We start from the raw sequence: 15658 nt of genomic DNA, 5'->3' as shown, positions 1-15658 counted from the left end.
ATCAGACGCGGCCCCCGCGCGGTCAGGGCCGTGAACAGGGGGGCACGTTGCTGCAATACAGCCGTTTCCTGGGGTGGCGCCTGGAGTCGCCGAGGGGATCAGGCCAAGGCCAGAAATTCGTCGATCCGGTCCAGATACTCGGCAAAGTTGCTCAGGGCGTGGTCGCCGCCTTCTTGCACCAATTGAAGTGCGTGAGGGTAGCGCTCGCTCATCTCGTTCCAGTCCAGCACCTCGTCGCCCTGGGCGATCAACACCATCTCGGGTGCTGCGGGCGTCATGGTGCGGGTGTCGAGCTGGCGCAATTCCTCAATGTATTCGGGGCGAAAGAAGAAGGTTTCCTCGGGGTCATGCCAGCTGGACTGCTCGCCAATGTATTTTTCCAGGTCGCGGGCCGGGTTGACGGCGGGGTTGATCATCACGCTCTTGCAGCGTGCCAGCTGGGCCACCCAGCTGGCGTAATAGCCGCCCAGCGACGAGCCCATGACGGCCATGTTCTGGCGTGGCCAGTTGGCGATTCCCTCGGCTATCACCGCCGCCGCTTCGCGCGGCGAGGGCGGCAACTGCGGGCACCACCAGCGTACCTTGGAATGCCTGGCGCCCACATAGTCCGCCATGATGCGTGCCTTGTTGGACTGGGGGGAGGAGCGAAAGCCATGCAGGTACAGCAGGTGGGTGGTCGTCATAGCGGCAATCTCCTCTGGTAAAAAACACTTCTGTCGCGGTCATTGTGGACTGTCTACCCCAAGACTATCAGGGGAGAAGGCCTATGGCGGGGGGGAGTGAGCGTGGGCCGACTTGAGCCGTCAGCAAAGCTCAACCCTGCAAGCTGCACGGCAGTCGGCTCCCACGATAATTGCGGCCCATGTCCGCCATCGAATTCGATAAGCCCTCGCTGCTGCAACGCATTGTTCCGCTGTTTCGCGGCTTTGATTTTCTGCTGCTTCTCTTTATCGCCATGTTGGCGGGCGCGGGGCTGCTGGCCATGTACTCGGCGGGTTTCGATCACGGCACGCGCTTTGTGGACCACGGCCGCAATATGCTGATTGCGGCGGGTCTGCTGTTCGTGCTGGCCCAGATATCCCCCCAGCAATTGATGAAGGTGGCCGTGCCGCTCTACACCTTGGGCGTGGTGTTGCTGGTGGCAGTGGCGCTGTTCGGCATCACCAAGAAGGGGGCCACGCGCTGGGTGAATGTGGGAGTGGTGATTCAGCCCTCCGAGCTTTTGAAGATCGCCACGCCGCTGATGCTGGCCTGGTGGTTCCAGCGCCGCGAGGGCAATCTGCGCGCCTCGGACTTTGTCATCGCCTTTGTGCTGCTGATGGTGCCCGTGGGCCTGATCATGAAGCAGCCCGATCTGGGCACCTCGCTGCTGGTGATGGCTGCCGGCCTGTCCGTGATCTTTTTTGCCGGCCTGCCCTGGAAACTCATCGTGCCGCCGGTGCTGCTGGCCCTGGTCGGCATTTTCCTCATCGTCTGGTTTGAACCCCAGCTCTGTGCCGATGGCGTGAGCTGGTATTTTCTGCATGACTATCAGCGTACACGCGTCTGCACCTTGCTGGACCCCACGCGCGACCCGCTGGGCAAGGGCTTTCACATCATTCAGGGCATGATCGCCATCGGTTCGGGCGGTGTCTGGGGCAAGGGCTTTATGGCTGGGACGCAGACCCACCTGGAATTCATTCCAGAGCGCACCACCGACTTCATCTTTGCCGCCTATTCCGAAGAATTCGGCCTTATAGGCAATCTCTTCATCATCGTCGGCTTTCTGCTGCTGGTCTGGCGCGGGCTGGCCATTTCCATGAATGCCAACTCGCTGTTCGGCCGACTGATGGCAGCCGCCGTGGCCATGATCTTCTTCACCTATGCGTTCGTGAACATGGGCATGGTCAGCGGCATTTTGCCGGTGGTGGGCGTGCCTCTGCCTTTCATCAGCTATGGCGGCACGGCCATGGTCACGCTGGGCCTGGCGCTGGGCGTGCTGATGTCGGTGTCGCGGGCGCAGCGGCAACTACCCGGCGGTGATGGGCATATTCCCCATGCGTGAAGACCCGTGATAGGGATTGGATGCTCTTAAAAGGAGAGCTTCAATCCTATGCTTTGCAAGCCTTGAGTAATGGTTTTATGTGAAACTGCGTGCCGGGGCGGCAGGCTTAGATCGTTGAAAAATGTCAGTAGTTCCGTCCAAGGTCTTGCTTCGACTGTAAACAGCGTTTACAAACGGTTCTGGGGGGTCAGAAGACCGATCAAGCGGGAGCGGCAAAGACCCAGGTGGGGTTCTGCAATGCAAAGCGGGCAGGGCGGAACCCGGCAAGTGCGAAGCTAAGTGAATGGAGCGGAATGTTGTTCAGCCTGGTGGGGCAGCATTCCGCTCTTTTTTATGCGCAGCCCGAGACAAGTCAGGGCTTGCAGCTATCTCTACAATGCTCTCATGATTTCCCGCGAACCCACCATCGAACGCTTGGCCACGGCCCGTCAGTTGCTGCTTGAGCCCTTCGGCCTGGACGAAACCCATCTTGCGCGTGCGCTTGCCGAAATTCGCTCGCACCAGGTGGATGACGCCGATCTCTACTTCCAGTACACCCGCGCGGAAGGCTGGAGTCTGGAGGAAGGCATCGTCAAGACCGGCTCCTTCTCCATCGATCAGGGAGTAGGCGTTCGGGCGGTCAGCGGCGAGAAGACGGCTTTTGCCTATTCCGACGACATTTCCGAAGCCTCGCTGCTGGATGCCGCACGTACCGTGCGCTCCATCTCCAGCGCAACCCAGACGCGCCGCGTCAAGGCGGGTGCGCAGAAGATTGCGCAAAGCCGCTCGCTCTATCCTGAGCTGGACCCCATCAGCACGCTGGACAGCACGGCCAAGGTCGAGTTGCTGGGCAAGGTGGAAAAGCTGGCCCGCGCCAAGGACCCGCGCGTGGTGCAGGTCATGGCCGGTCTTGCCAGTGAATACGATGTGGTGCTGGTGGCCCGTGCGGACGGCACGCTGGCCGCTGACGTGCGCCCGCTGGTGCGCCTGTCGGTGACGGTGATCGCCGAGCAAAAGGGCCGCCGCGAGGTGGGCTCCTCCGGTGGTGGCGGTCGCTTCGGTCTGGCCTATTTCAGCGACGAGCAGATCAGCCAGTATGTGGACGAGGCCGTGCATGCAGCCCTGGTCAACCTCGAATCGCGTCCCGCACCGGCCGGTGTGATGACCGTGGTGCTGGGTTCTGGCTGGCCCGGCGTGCTGTTCCACGAGGCCGTGGGCCACGGCCTGGAAGGCGACTTCAACCGCAAGGGCTCCAGCGCCTTCAGCGGCCGCATCGGTCAGCGCGTCGCCGCCAAGGGCGTGACCGTGCTGGACGACGGCACGATTGCCGATCGCCGTGGCTCTCTGAACGTGGACGACGAGGGCCATGTCAGCCAGAGCAATGTGCTGATCGAGGACGGCATTCTCAAGGGCTATATCCAGGACTCCATGAATGCACGCCTGATGGGCGTCAAGCCCACGGGCAATGGCCGTCGAGAAAGCTATGCCCACATCCCCATGCCGCGCATGACCAACACCTATATGCTGGGTGGCGACAAGGATCCGCAGGAGATCATTGGCTCCATCAAGAAGGGCCTGTACGCCACCAACTTCGGCGGAGGTCAGGTGGACATCACCAGCGGCAAGTTCGTGTTCTCTGCCAGCGAAGCCTACTGGGTGGAAAACGGCAAGATCCAGTACCCCGTCAAGGGAGCGACCATCATCGGCAGCGGCCCGGAGTCGCTCAAGCACATCAGCATGATAGGTAACGACATGCGCCTGGACTCGGGTGTGGGCACTTGCGGCAAGGAAGGCCAGAGCGTGCCTGTGGGCGTGGGCCAGCCTACGCTGCGCATTGACGGCCTGACAGTTGGCGGCACGGCCTGATAGAGGTTTCATGGCGGGTCTGCCCGTCGTGAGCACCAACCCCCGCTTTGCATGGCAGAGCGGGGGTTTTTCATTTCAGTGTGCTGCAGACCATTCGCCACAGACCGTTTACGGCAAAAAAGCTTGTGGCAAACCGCTGTAGATCGCCTGGCAGCAGGGTTTTTTCATGGCGTTTGGTGGCCTTGCCCTGAATATTGCTGATACGCTGAAAAATTGCACTGATTATGGGTAAATTGAAATTAAAATCAATAAAATTCTGAAAAATAAGAAAAAACGCAAAAATATTGCGCATGAATAAATTTTAAAAAATGCGCCATTTCAGAGGGAAAACCTGTTTTTGACAGAACAGCGGTGCGAGCTGCTGATGTTGCAATGCAAAAGAGCTGTGCTACATTGAAAGACATGCAAACGCAACGCGCCTATTTCTTTTACTTTTGGTTCTCGCCCCCGGCGGCTGAGAGGTAAACGCGCGCACCCTGCAAACACCTCCCAAAGAACCGCCGAAGCTGCAAAGCCCGGCGGTTTTTTTTCACCCCTACGTTTCAGCACCCCCGGTTTTCAACGATCAAACACCTCACGAAAGATTGCCATGACTGCTCTGAACACTTCCGCCACCGATTCCTGGTATCGCGCCGGCTCTCCCAAGACAGGCCAGACCGACGACGCACGTATCAAGGAAATCACAGTGTTACCCCCTCCAGAGCACCTCATTCGCTTCTTCCCCATTCGCGGCACTGCCGTGGAGACGCTGATCAGCGACACCCGCCGCAGCATCCACAACATCATGCGTGCGCAGGACGACCGTCTGCTGGTCATCGTCGGCCCTTGCTCCATTCACGATCCGGCTGCTGCCCTGGACTACGCCCGCCGTCTGGCCGTGGTGCGCGAGCAGTACAAAGACACGCTGGAAGTGGTGATGCGCGTCTATTTCGAAAAACCCCGCACCACCGTGGGCTGGAAGGGGCTGATCAACGATCCCTACCTGGATCAGAGCTATCGCATCGACGAAGGCCTGCGCATTGCGCGCCAGCTCCTGATCGACATCAACCGCCTGGGTGTGCCAGCGGCCAGCGAGTTCCTGGACGTGATCTCGCCCCAGTACATCGGCGATCTGATCAGCTGGGGCGCCATCGGTGCCCGCACCACGGAAAGCCAGGTGCATCGTGAACTGGCTTCGGGCATTTCGGCGCCGATTGGCTTCAAGAATGGCACGGACGGCAATATCCGTATTGCCACCGACGCGATTCAGTCGGCCAGCAGAGGCCACCATTTCCTGTCGGTGCACAAGAACGGCCAGGTCGCCATCGTGCATACGGGCGGCAATCAGGACTGTCACGTGATTCTGCGCGGTGGCAAGACGCCCAACTACGATGCCGAGCATGTGGCGGCCGCCTGTAGGGATCTGGAGACAGCGGGCCTCACACCTTCGCTGATGGTGGACTGCAGCCACGCCAACAGCAACAAGCAGCATGAGCGCCAGAAGGATGTGGCCCGTGATATCGCGGCTCAGATCGCCGGTGGCTCCAGCAGCGTGTTCGGCGTGATGATCGAAGGTCATCTGGTCGGCGGTGCGCAGAAGTTCACGCCCGGCAAGGACGAAGTCTGCGATCTGACCTACGGCCAGAGCATTACCGATGCCTGCCTGGGCTGGGATGATTCTCTGGCAACGCTGCAAGAGCTGTCGCAGGCCGTGAGCCAGCGCCGCGCTGCTGCGCTCGCCAGCAAGCAGGAAGCCGAAGTGCTCGCCTGATCGATAAAGCGGGCGTGAACGAAACAGGCCACAGGGAGTATTTCCTGTGGCCTGTTTGTTTTTCTGTATGGGAATGGGCTGCTTGCCTGCTCGATCAGTGTTTGGTGTCCGGCGTTGATGCCGGTGTCATTTCGCAGCCATTGAGGGTGGCATCGATGCGGTTGAGCAGGCGCAGCAACTGCTGCTTGTCAAAGTCGGTGCGCTGCTGCCACTCGTGGTCGGCCAGCGGATAGACATGGCTTTGGTGGGGGAGGCTGCCTTTGGCATCGATCACGGCGCGCAGGCGCGGGATGAACACCCATTGCAGCCACTCGTGCAGCTTGAGCGTGTCGTACATGAAAGGCGTGGTGGATTCCAGTGCCTTGGGGTCTGGGGCTACGGCGGACCAGAGCTTCTGGACCTGCAGTTCGGCTTCCAGCTGCAGCAGATGCTCGCGTATTTCTTGGTGGATGTTCTCAGCGGTCATGGTGATGGTTCCTGAAGGCGTTGCAAGGCCTGCAAACTGGTATTCGTCAAAGATTTATGCAGTATGTAAGTCCTCTCGTCACATTTTCAAGGCAGGAGCCTGGATGGAGATAACTGGCGGGTTACGAGTCCGTAATGACACTTGAAAAAGACGGTTTTGCCCTTATATTCTTGCCAAGCATGCGAGCAATGCTATGAAATTTAAAGATTTTTCATTGCTTTGCATGCCATGTTCCTGTAACCACTGTGATGCTTGATGCAAGTCTTTCAGGCCATGCATTGGTTGCCGCAGCTGTTTGCAAGCCGTCAGCTTGCAGCGTCTTCAGCACCGCGGTCACTATTAAGCTGTGGCCACGACAACGAATGGTGCAAGAGTCACCAGGTCAGAGGAGATTTATGCGTAGTGAAGTAATAGTGGTTTTGGATGGCGACCGTGAATACCGGGTCGATACCCAGTCGCTGTCCCCTATCAGTTCGGACGAAGGCCGACGCTGGCTGGATCAGCAGTTTGTCTCGCTCGAGTGCGAGCCTTTGCGGGCCACCGGCAAGGTGTTGCTGGCTGACAAGCTGGTGGTGGTGGCGCGTGAGGCGCGCAATCGCCCCGAGCTGTTTGACAACGAAGACTGGCGCAACAGCTATGCCCTGGCAGCGCATGCAGTGCTGTCCAAGCCCTTGATCCGGGTGGATGTGCCTGCGATGTCGATAAGCTATTGATCCCCCCCTGAGCCGCTTTGCGGCTTCCCCCCGGGGGGACGACGCCTTTGCTGCGGGGCGACCCTTGCTTGGCGTCTCTGGCTTGGTCTGTTCCCGAGCAATGAAAAATGCCCGCGTAGAGCGGGCATTTGCTTTTTTGGAGACCTATTTCAGCGCTTCCAGCAGCTTGGCGTGGATGCCGCCAAAGCCGCCGTTGCTCATGCAGACGATATGGTCACCAGGGCGGACGACGGCGCTGATCTGCGCTATCAGGGTCTCGATATCACCTGCTACCTGAGCGCGCTGGCCGGGGCCTACGCCCATGGATTCCAGGGCTTCGGCGGCATCCCAGTCGAGGCCTGCAGTGTGGCAGAAGACCAGATCGGCGCTTTCCAGCGACCAGGGCAACTGGCTCTTCATGGTGCCCAGCTTCATGGTGTTGCTGCGAGGCTCGAACACTGCCAGGATGCGGGCCTCTGCCCCGAGCTTGCGGCGCAGGCCGTCCAGGGTGGTGCGGATGGCTGTGGGATGGTGGGCGAAGTCGTCATAGACCTCGATGCCGTTGACCGTGCCGCGCAGTTCCATGCGACGCTTGACGTTCTGAAAGCGCGACAGGGCTTCGCAAGCCACCTCGGCACTAACGCCCAGATGGTCGGCAGCAGCGATGGCGGCCAGTGCATTGAGCTGGTTGTGCACGCCGGTCAGGCTCCAGCGCAGTTGCGCCACCTTTTTGCCGCGGTGCAGCACGGCAAAGTCGCTGGGATCGCCATCGGCGCTGAAATCGCTGACAGCCGAGCCGAAGCTCCGCACTTCACTCCAGCAGCCCTGGGCCAGCACGCGGGTCAGGCTCTCTTCCAGGCCGTTGCTCACCACACGGCCGGTCGACGGTACGGTGCGTATCAGGTGGTGGAACTGGCGCTCAATGGCTGCCAGATCGTCAAAGATGTCGGCGTGATCGAATTCCAGGTTGTTGAGCACGGCCGTGCGGGGGCGGTAGTGCACAAACTTGCTGCGCTTGTCGAAGAAGGCGGTGTCGTACTCATCGGCTTCGATCACAAACACGGGTTCGTCACCGACGGGGCCAGGACCAGCGGCGGGGCGCTGGGCCGCACCGAGGCGGGCGGAGACGCCAAAGTCCAGCGGTACGCCGCCGACCAGGAAACCGGGTTGCAGACCTGCGCACTCAAGCACCCAGGTCAGCATGGATGTGGTGGTGGTCTTGCCGTGGGTGCCGGCCACGGCCAGCACATGGCGACCGCGCAGCACATGCTCGGCCAGCCATTGCGGGCCGCTGGTATAGGCGGCGCCGGTGTCCAGAATCGCTTCCATCAGCGGGAATTTGGGCGATCCGTCGGGCAGACGTTTGCGGCTGACGACGTTGCCGACCACATACATATCGGGCTTGAGCGCAATCTGGTCGGCGCCATAGCCCTCGATCAGCTCGATGCCCAACTGGCGCAGCTGATCGCTCATCGGCGGGTAAACACCGGAATCGCAGCCCGTCACCTTGTGACCGGCTTCTCGTGCCAAGGCGGCCAGGCCCCCCATGAAGGTGCCGCAAATGCCCAGAATATGTATGTGCATGGCCGGGGATTCTACGTTTGCCTGCATGACCTGGAGGCAAGCCATGGCCTGCCTGAGCGCTGACGGTAACCTTTCTTACCAAATTGATAGCTGGTTGCGCATGATCTATATGGATTTAAACGTGTTTTTACTTTCAGTTCGATACGAAACGGGTGCTAGCAGCTATCAAAACCTTGGTCTGTACGGTCCAGGTCAAAGTGCGGTCATTCATCTGGGTCACAATGCGAGCATGATCTGCCGCGCCTGCTGCGGCAGGCGTGATGAAATAGCGCTATGAGTTTGGATAACGTGACTGCTGAAATCGCTCAGACAGCGGCCCGCCTGGTGGTGGAGGAAGGCCTCGAATGGGGTCCGGCCAAGCAACGGGCCGTGCGTCAGCTCGGCCTGCCCGGCCGCACGGCGCTGCCCGACAACGACCAGCTTGAAGAAGCGGTGCGTGAATATATAGAGCTGTTCTGCGGCGACACCCAGCCGCAGGAGTTGCAGGCACTGCGCGAGCTGGCCCTGGTCTGGATGGACAGGCTGCAGGAGTTTCGCCCGCATCTGGCTGGAGCAGTCTGGCGCGGCACGGCCACGCGGCTGTCGGATATCTATCTGCAACTGTTCTGCGATGATCCCAAGTCTGCCGAAATAGCGCTCATCAACAACCATGTGCAATACGAGCCGAGCACGGTCACAGGCTTTCAGGGCAAGCCGGTCGAGGCACTTTCCATTCATGCACTGTGCAAGCCGATCAATGAAACCGTGGGCGTGCATCTGCTGGTCTACGACCATGATGATATGCGCGGAGCCATGAAGCCCGACAGCCATGGCCGCAGCCCGCGTGGTGATGCCAAGGCCTTGCGCAAGCTGCTGCAGGAGAGCTGCGATGAGTGAAAACACCTCTGAGAACAAGTCGACCAATGGCTCGCGCCGCATGTGGCTGACCGGCGCAGTGGCCGCAGTGGCGGCCGGGGGCGGCGCCGGCGTGGCCTGGTGGCGCAGCCAGCCTCAGGCCATGGGCCCTGGCGCTGAGGCGCAACTGTGGGGGCAGACCTTTGAAACACCCGATGGCAAGCCTTTTGCCATGGCTGGCTTCCAGGGGCGCCCCTTGCTGGTCAACTTCTGGGCCACCTGGTGCCCGCCCTGTGTCAAGGAGCTGCCCATGCTCAGCGAATTTGCGGCGCAGCAGGGTGCAAAAGGTATTCAGGTCGTTGGCCTCGCGGTCGACAAATCCGAAGCCGTGCTGCGTTTTTTGCAGCGTCAGCCTGTGCAATTCCCGGTAGCCATCGCCATGCAAGGGGGATTGGGACTGAGCAGAAGTCTGGGTAACTTGCAGGGAGGCCTGCCATTCACGGTTCTGTTTGATGCCAAGGGGCAAGTGCGGCAACGTAAAATAGGCGAGCTTTCCAGCGAAGATCTGACAGATTGGAGCAAATAGAGCGAATGAACATTGCTCTTGTCGTCAGAAAAGTGTAGGTAACTAAATTCCATGGCGACGTTAGTGAAAAATATCTGCCAATGCACGCAGAAGGCCGAATTTGAGGTAAATTCGCGCCCTGTTTAGAAATACGTCGCTGGAGCTCCCATGGATTTGCGAAAACTCAAGACCCTTATTGATCTGGTGTCCGAATCGAATGTGTCGGAACTGGAGATCACCGAAGCAGAGGGCAAGGTCCGTATCGTCAAGAGCGAAGGTGTGGTTCACCAATACGTTGCTGCCCCCGTGCAAGCTGCTCCTGTGATGGCTGCCCCCTTGGCGGCAGCTCCCGTTGCCGCTGCTCCCGTGGCGGCCGCAGCCCCTGCTGCTGCTGAAGGCCATGTGGTGAAGTCGCCCATGGTCGGTACCTTCTACCGTGCCTCCAGCCCCGGCGCCAAGCCCTTTGTGGATGTGGGAAGCCAGGTCAAGGAAGGCGAAACCATCTGCATCGTTGAAGCCATGAAGATCCTCAACGAAATCGAAGCCGACAAGACCGGCACCATTGTTCGCGTTCTGGGTGAAAACGGCCAGGCTGTGGAATACGGCCAGCCTCTGTTCGTGATCGAGTGATAGATCATGAGGCGTTGCGTGCAGTTCGCATGGCAGCGCCGAGGTGCGCTAGCCACTGGCTGCGCGACTGAGTCATTGGCAGTAGTCTGTGCTGCGGCACAGGCACCAAGCTGCGAGGAACTTCATGTTTAAGAAAATTTTGGTTGCCAATCGGGGCGAGATCGCCCTGCGCATCCAGCGCGCTTGCCGTGAGCTGGGTATCAAGGCGGTGATGGTGTACTCCGAAGCCGACCGTGATGCCAAGTACGTCAAGCTGGCCGATGAGGCCGTCTGTATCGGCCCAGCTCCTTCTCCGCTGTCCTACCTCAATATGCCGGCCATCATCTCGGCTGCCGAGGTGACCGATGCAGAAGCCATCCATCCCGGTTACGGTTTCCTGTCTGAGAACGCCGACTTTGCCGAGCGAGTGGAAAAGAGCGGCTTCACCTTTATCGGCCCGACTCCCGAGAACATCCGCACCATGGGTGACAAGGTTTCGGCCAAGCAAGCCATGATCAAGGCCGGTGTGCCTTGCGTGCCCGGCTCGGACGGCGAACTGCCCGATGATCCCGCGCTCATCAAGCGCATTGCAAAGACCATCGGCTATCCCGTGATCATCAAGGCCTCGGGCGGCGGCGGCGGTCGCGGCATGCGTGTGGTGCACACCGAAGCTGCGCTGATCAATGCCGTGCAGATGACCAAGGCCGAAGCCGGCGCTGCTTTCGGCAATCCTGCCGTCTACATGGAAAAGTACCTGCAGAATCCGCGTCACGTGGAGATCCAGGTGCTGGCCGATACGCACAAAAACGCCGTGTATCTGGGCGAGCGCGATTGCTCCATGCAGCGTCGCCACCAGAAGGTGATCGAGGAGGCTCCGGCTCCCGGCATTCCCCGTCGTCTGATCGAGAAGATCGGCGAGCGCTGCGCTGCGGCCTGCAAGAAGATCGGCTATCGCGGTGCGGGTACTTTCGAGTTCCTGTACGAGAACGGCGAGTTCTACTTCATCGAGATGAACACCCGCGTGCAGGTGGAGCACCCCATCACCGAGCTGATCACGGGCATCGACATCGTGCGCACCCAGATCATGATCGCTGCCGGCGAGAAGCTGCCTTTCACCCAGCGCCAGGTCGAGTTCAAGGGGCACGCCATCGAGTGCCGTGTGAACGCCGAAGATCCGTACAAGTTCATCCCTTCGCCCGGCCGCATCTCCATGTGGCATGCTCCCGGCGGTCCTGGCGTACGTGTTGACACCCATGTGTACAACAATTACTTCGTGCCGCCCAACTACGACTCCATGATCGGCAAGATCATTGCCTATGGCGATACCCGCGAGCAGGCCATGGCCCGCATGCGCACGGCCTTGCTGGAGACCGTGGTGGAAGGCATCAAAACCAATATTCCGCTGCACCAGGATCTGATGGTCGACTCCAAGTTCATGGAAGGCGGCACCAACATCCACTATCTGGAAGAGTGGCTGACGCATCGCACGCCCAACAAGCGATGAGATCAGGAGCCTTGCTGCTCTGAGTTCCCATGCTGGCCTCTGGCAACGGAGGCCAGCATTTTCGTTTTTCAGGAAAGTACAAGTGCGTTCTCTCCATCAGGGCTGACCTGGCATGGATGACGCAGTTGCTAGAAAGGATGGCCATGTTCGAGCTGAGCCTGCTGTGCCCCGAAGATCGGGTCGAAACCATTAGCGAAGCGCTGGATGCACTCGATGCATTGAGCGTGTCCGTAGAAGATGCCGATGCGCAGACCGAAGCCGAGCAGGCACTGTTCGGCGAGCCTGGAATGCCCGCACCGAAGGAAGGCTGGAACCGCAGCCGCGTGATCGCCCTCTATCCCGACGAAGCTGCGGCCACCGAGGCGCGTGATCTGCTGCTGCCGCAGGACTTTTTTGAGGGCTGCAAGATTCTGGCCCTCAAGCCCGTGCCCGAGCAGGACTGGGTGCGCCTGACGCAGTCGCAGTTCGAGCCCGTGGATATCACGCCCGAGTTCTGGATCGTGCCCACCTGGCATGAACTGCCCGAGCAGGCCAAGGTCAGCATCCGTCTGGACCCTGGTCTGGCTTTCGGTACCGGCACCCACCCCACTACTCGCATGTGTCTGCGCTGGATTGCACGCCAGCCCAAGGGTACCCTGGGACGCACGCTGGACTATGGCTGTGGCTCGGGCATCCTGGCCATTGGTGCAGCCAAGTTCGGCGCGACTGATGTGGATGCGGTGGACATCGATCCCGCGGCCGTGGAATCGACCAACTACAACACCAGTGCCAACCATGTGGAAGTCAGGGCCGGCCTGCCAGATGCGGCTGGCGGCGAGTACCAGACCGTGCTGGCCAATATTCTGGCTACGCCGCTCAAGGTGCTGGCGCCGCTGCTGTGCGGTCGTGTGCAAGCTGGCGGCAATCTGGTGTTGGCGGGCATTCTGGAACGCCAGGCCGACGAGCTGAAAGAGGCCTATGCGCCTTATCTCAAGCTGGAGGTGGCCGACAGCGAAGACGGCTGGATTCTCATGACTGCACAGCGAGCAGCCTGATTGCGATGCAAACCCGCAGCCAGCAGGTGTGCGGGTTGTTGCTGCCTACAATTGAACCCTGATGAGCCAAGTCACCCGTTGCCCCTCCTGTGGAACCCGCTTCAAAGTGGTCGCCGACCAACTGCGCATCTCGCAGGGCTGGGTGCGCTGCGGGATGTGCCAAAGCGTCTTTGATGCCTCGCAGGATTTGCAGTCCGTGCCCGACGAGCTGCTGCAGCCGGAAGCTACTGATGCGCCGCAGAAGCCTGCCGTGCAGGAGGTGCAGCCGACGGAAGCCGGAGAACAGCGGACGCCGGTTTGGCCGCAGCAGGATGCCGCGGATGCTCCCGCCCCCGATACGCAGAAGGCTGAGGCCTTGCAGGAGTTGGCATCGGATTCGGTGGACGCGGTACCGACTGTTGCCCCGGCAGCAGAGCCTGCCGATGTGGTTTCCGAATCCGAGTCGTCCATGCCCGGGATGGCGGATGCACAGCCCTCGTTTGTCGATCAGGCGCGTCCTCTGACTGAAGAGGATGCAGCAGCTGCTCAGCGTGATCCTCATCCGGATGCGAGCGAGCCGGAGGATGGGCTGGAGTCTGGTGATATTCCCGCTCCCGCCGAGCCGGAGCTGCTTGTGCCGCCGCCGTCGAGCGAGGTCCTGATGGCCGAGGCCGCGCAGGACCTCAAGGAGGCCGAAGCTGTCTCGAAGGAGGCGCTGCTGCATGCCGATATCGGCGCTATACAACCCGCCAGGGACCTGGCGCAGGCTGTCACGGATGCGGATCAGGATGAGGTTGTTGCCATTGCTGGCGATGAACCTGGCTTTGTGCGTCAGGCCCGTCGGCAGGCGTTCTGGCACTCGGCAGGCATGCGTGTGGCGCTGGTGCTGGGCTCGTTGGTAGCCGTAGCCGGTGCCGTTGGGCAATATGCCTGGCTGCAACGCGATGTGCTGGCTGCGCAATATCCGGCGCTGGCCCCTGTGCTGGCCAAGGCCTGCAGTCTGGCGGGTTGCGAGCTGCAGGCCCGCCGCGCGATTGCCGATGTGGTGATCAGTGGCTCGGGCTTCAAGCAACTTGCCGATGACCATCAGTACCAGTGGAGCCTGACATTGGAGAACCGCTCCGATGTGCCAGTGGCCATGCCCATGGCCGAGCTGACCTTGACCGATGCACAGGACAGGCCTTTGCTGCGCCGTGTGATCGATCTGAGGCTGCTGGGTGCCCCGGAGCAGCTGCATGCCCGTCAGGAGTGGAGCGTGAACGTTCCTGTGCAGGTGCAGGACCTCGGCGCCGCAGTGGCGGGTTACCGGGCGCTGGTTTTTTATCCCTAATACGGCTTGTGCCAATTCGGATCAGGCAGGGTGTTTCGTCAATAGAAATGCCCGTTGTACATCCTTGTTGGCGCAAGCCCCCCTTCATTCATTTCTGAAAGAGAACGCACCATGGCCGCTTTGATCTGCGGGTCGCTGGCATTCGACAACATCATGACCTTTGAAGGTCGTTTCGTAGACCAGATTCTTCCCGACCAGCTGCACATACTGAATGTATCGTTTCTGGTGCCCACGCTGCGCCGCGACTTTGGTGGCTGTGCCGGCAATATTGCCTATAGCCTGAAGCTGCTCGGCGGCGATGCGCACCCCATGGCCATGGTGGGCAGTGACGGTGCGGATTATGTGCAGCGCTTCAAGGAGCTGGGCATTGAGACCCGTCATGTGGGTCAGCTGCAGAGCACGCATACGGCGCAGTGCATGATCATGACCGACCATGACAACAACCAGATCACGGCTTTCCACCCAGGCGCCATGATGCAGGCGCACGAGAATCGCATCACTGCCGACATGGCTGCCGATGTCAAGATCGGCATTGTTGCTCCCGATGGCCGTCAAGCCATGATCGAGCACGCCGCCCAGTTCAAAGCTGCAGGCATTCCCTTTGTGTTCGATCCCGGCCAGGGCCTGCCCATGTTCAATGGCGACGAGCTCAAGGCCTTTATCGAGCAGGCCGACTGGGTGGCAGTGAACGACTATGAAGGCAAGATGCTCAGCGAGCGCACGGGCCTGAGCTTTGACGAGATCTCGCACAAGGTGCGCGGCCTGGTCGTGACCCTGGGCGCCGAAGGTTGCGAAGTCTGGCAGCAGGGCGAAAAGACATTGGTTGCTCCGGTGAAGCCCGCTGCCGTGGTCGATCCCACAGGTTGCGGCGATGCCTGGCGTGGTGCCTTCCTGTTTGGTCTGGAGCGTGGTTGGGATCTGGTGCGTTGCGCCGAACTGGGAAACCGCATGGGTGCGCTCAAGGTTGCGCATCGCGGCCCGCAGAACTATCAGCTGGACTTTCAGCCCTGATTGGGTGTCCGTGCCCTGAGGGCACTGATATCAGGCATGTAAAAAAGCCCGACTCTCGCAAGAGAGGCCGGGCTTTTTTATGGCGTGCAGGTCAGCGAACCGATCAGGGCTTGTTACCTGTGGGGAAGGGCCAGGCGGCTTGAGGTGCCAGGCGGGTCTGTGCCACGGGTGCAGCGGTTTCGGTTACTGCGGCAGGAGCGGGTGCTGCTGCAGCCTTCTTGGGAGCAGCGGCCTTGGCAGCAGTTGCAGCCTTCTTGGGTGCAGCCTTTGCAGGAGCGGCGGCCTTGGCAGCAGTCGCAGCCTTCTTGGGAGCAGCGGCCTTGGCAGCAGTTGCAGCCTTCTTGGGGGCAGCGGCCTTGGCAGCAGTTGCAGCCTTCTTGGGTGCAGCGGCCTTGGCAGCAGAGGCAGCCT

At 60.5% G+C, this 15658-nt stretch carries 16 protein-coding genes and 1 pseudogene; 12 read left to right on the top strand and 5 right to left on the bottom strand.

Features of this window, described 5'->3' with window-relative positions; translation table 11 throughout:
• Positions 1-98 precede the first annotated feature (98 nt).
• Positions 99-683 carry a YqiA/YcfP family alpha/beta fold hydrolase gene (locus tag AAIL67_RS23065; RefSeq protein WP_003068947.1) on the bottom strand — a complete coding sequence of 195 codons (585 nt, stop codon included), beginning with the start codon at positions 681-683 and terminating at the stop codon, positions 99-101.
• Between the two features lie 179 nt (positions 684-862).
• Between AAIL67_RS23065 and rodA the strand changes: the two genes are divergently transcribed.
• Positions 863-2044, top strand: a complete 1182-nt coding sequence (rodA, locus tag AAIL67_RS23060) for a rod shape-determining protein RodA (protein WP_003068946.1) — start codon at positions 863-865, stop codon at positions 2042-2044.
• A 384-nt stretch (positions 2045-2428) separates the two neighbouring features.
• Positions 2429-3889 carry a metalloprotease TldD gene (gene tldD / locus AAIL67_RS23055; protein WP_003051333.1) on the top strand — a complete coding sequence of 487 codons (1461 nt, stop codon included), beginning with the start codon at positions 2429-2431 and terminating at the stop codon, positions 3887-3889.
• A 70-nt stretch (positions 3890-3959) separates the two neighbouring features.
• Here tldD and AAIL67_RS23050 read toward each other — a convergent pair whose 3' ends face one another.
• Positions 3960-4181, bottom strand: a complete 222-nt coding sequence (locus tag AAIL67_RS23050) for an ABC transporter (protein ID WP_253232575.1) — start codon at positions 4179-4181, stop codon at positions 3960-3962.
• 297 nt (positions 4182-4478) lie between these two features.
• On the opposite strand from AAIL67_RS23050, the gene AAIL67_RS23045 reads away from it, so the two are divergent.
• Entirely contained in the window at positions 4479-5639 is a 1161-nt protein-coding gene (locus AAIL67_RS23045; RefSeq protein ID WP_003068944.1) for a 3-deoxy-7-phosphoheptulonate synthase, read from the top strand.
• Between the two features lie 94 nt (positions 5640-5733).
• Here AAIL67_RS23045 and AAIL67_RS23040 read toward each other — a convergent pair whose 3' ends face one another.
• Positions 5734-6105, bottom strand: coding sequence for a YqcC family protein (locus tag AAIL67_RS23040; RefSeq protein WP_012839819.1), 372 nt, complete (start codon positions 6103-6105; stop codon positions 5734-5736).
• A 395-nt stretch (positions 6106-6500) separates the two neighbouring features.
• Here AAIL67_RS23040 and AAIL67_RS23035 point away from each other — a divergent pair, with 395 nt between their 5' ends.
• A complete protein-coding gene (locus AAIL67_RS23035; protein ID WP_012839818.1) occupies positions 6501-6818 on the top strand; it encodes a hypothetical protein in 318 nt (105 codons plus the stop codon).
• A 144-nt stretch (positions 6819-6962) separates the two neighbouring features.
• Here AAIL67_RS23035 and mpl read toward each other — a convergent pair whose 3' ends face one another.
• Complete coding sequence (gene mpl, locus AAIL67_RS23030; RefSeq protein ID WP_063663900.1) at positions 6963-8381, bottom strand: UDP-N-acetylmuramate:L-alanyl-gamma-D-glutamyl-meso-diaminopimelate ligase; 1419 nt, start codon at positions 8379-8381, stop codon at positions 6963-6965.
• Positions 8382-8424: 43 nt separating this feature from the next.
• Here mpl and AAIL67_RS23025 point away from each other — a divergent pair, with 43 nt between their 5' ends.
• From AAIL67_RS23025 to AAIL67_RS22990, 8 genes are all read left to right on the top strand, one after another.
• Positions 8425-8658, top strand: coding sequence for a hypothetical protein (locus AAIL67_RS23025; protein WP_156507094.1), 234 nt, complete (start codon positions 8425-8427; stop codon positions 8656-8658).
• Positions 8655-9257, top strand: coding sequence for a hypothetical protein (locus tag AAIL67_RS23020; RefSeq protein ID WP_003068937.1), 603 nt, complete (start codon positions 8655-8657; stop codon positions 9255-9257). The genes AAIL67_RS23025 and AAIL67_RS23020 overlap by 4 nt, the downstream gene beginning before the upstream one ends.
• A complete protein-coding gene (locus tag AAIL67_RS23015) occupies positions 9250-9801 on the top strand; it encodes a TlpA disulfide reductase family protein (protein ID WP_034393383.1) in 552 nt (183 codons plus the stop codon). The genes AAIL67_RS23020 and AAIL67_RS23015 overlap by 8 nt, the downstream gene beginning before the upstream one ends.
• Before the next feature lie 147 nt (positions 9802-9948).
• Entirely contained in the window at positions 9949-10410 is a 462-nt protein-coding gene (gene accB, locus AAIL67_RS23010) for an acetyl-CoA carboxylase biotin carboxyl carrier protein (RefSeq protein WP_003068934.1), read from the top strand.
• A gap of 124 nt (positions 10411-10534) precedes the next feature.
• Positions 10535-11893, top strand: coding sequence for an acetyl-CoA carboxylase biotin carboxylase subunit (gene accC / locus AAIL67_RS23005; RefSeq protein ID WP_003068932.1), 1359 nt, complete (start codon positions 10535-10537; stop codon positions 11891-11893).
• Between the two features lie 143 nt (positions 11894-12036).
• Positions 12037-12927: a 50S ribosomal protein L11 methyltransferase gene (prmA, locus tag AAIL67_RS23000; RefSeq protein ID WP_003068930.1), complete on the top strand. Its 891-nt coding sequence runs from the start codon at positions 12037-12039 to the stop codon at positions 12925-12927.
• Between the two features lie 61 nt (positions 12928-12988).
• Positions 12989-14236, top strand: a complete 1248-nt coding sequence (locus AAIL67_RS22995) for a zinc-ribbon and DUF3426 domain-containing protein (RefSeq protein ID WP_063663903.1) — start codon at positions 12989-12991, stop codon at positions 14234-14236.
• A gap of 111 nt (positions 14237-14347) precedes the next feature.
• Positions 14348-15247, top strand: coding sequence for a carbohydrate kinase family protein (locus AAIL67_RS22990; protein ID WP_034354288.1), 900 nt, complete (start codon positions 14348-14350; stop codon positions 15245-15247).
• Between the two features lie 103 nt (positions 15248-15350).
• On the opposite strand, the pseudogene AAIL67_RS22985 reads toward AAIL67_RS22990, so the two are convergent.
• A pseudogene (locus AAIL67_RS22985) lies at positions 15351-15658 on the bottom strand (hypothetical protein); the annotation flags it as partial.

It is taken from the genome of Comamonas sp. A7-5 (assembly GCF_039581385.1).
Classification (GTDB): domain Bacteria; phylum Pseudomonadota; class Gammaproteobacteria; order Burkholderiales; family Burkholderiaceae_C; genus Comamonas; species Comamonas thiooxydans.
This window is presented reverse-complemented; position numbering and strand designations above follow the sequence as displayed.